This window comes from Lujinxingia vulgaris, from assembly GCF_007997015.1.
Taxonomy (GTDB): domain Bacteria; phylum Myxococcota_A; class Bradymonadia; order Bradymonadales; family Bradymonadaceae; genus Lujinxingia; species Lujinxingia vulgaris.
Genome location: NZ_VOSM01000073.1, coordinates 1 through 580 on the forward strand (window position 1 = coordinate 1; position 580 = coordinate 580).

Consider the following 580-nt stretch of genomic DNA (forward strand, 5'->3'; position numbering starts at 1 on the left):
GCGACCGACGAAGTCACCTTCCTTGCTGAGCGCGACGACGCGGCCAAGACCGGCTTGCACGGGGAAGGTGCCGAGGTTGAGTTCGTGTCCATACAGCGGCATGCCCGCTTCAAGGCGGAGAGTGTCTCGGCACGCGAGACCGGCGGGCACGAGACCGAGCGGTTCGCCGGCGACCGTGAGCGCTGCCCACAGGGCGGCCGCGGCACCCACGTGAATGTATAGCTCGAAGCCGTCTTCGCCCGTGTAGCCAGTGCGACCGATGGCCGCGGTTTCGCGGTAGTACTTGAGTTCGTCGAGCGGTGTCGCAAAGTCAGTGAGCCCCGCGGTCGCCTCGAGGATGGCACGCGAGACCGGCCCCTGAACGGCGATCAGCGCATAGTCGTCGCTCTCATCGGTGACCGCGACCTCAAAGCCGACGGCCCGTTCAGTGAGCGCTGTTGCTGCGGCAAAGCGGTTTCCGGCATTGGCGACAACCAAGAAGTGGTCATCGGCGAGGCGATAGGTGACGAGGTCATCGATGATGCCACCCGCCTCATTGAGCAACAGGCTGTACTTAGCCTGCGCAAGAGCGATGCTTGAG

General features: G+C 64.5%; 1 protein-coding gene. It reads right to left on the minus strand.

The genetic code is table 11. The features are described from left to right. Positions 1-580, minus strand: a 580-nt coding sequence (locus tag FRC98_RS20940) for an aminomethyltransferase family protein (RefSeq protein WP_502260850.1), incomplete at both ends; no start/stop codon positions are given.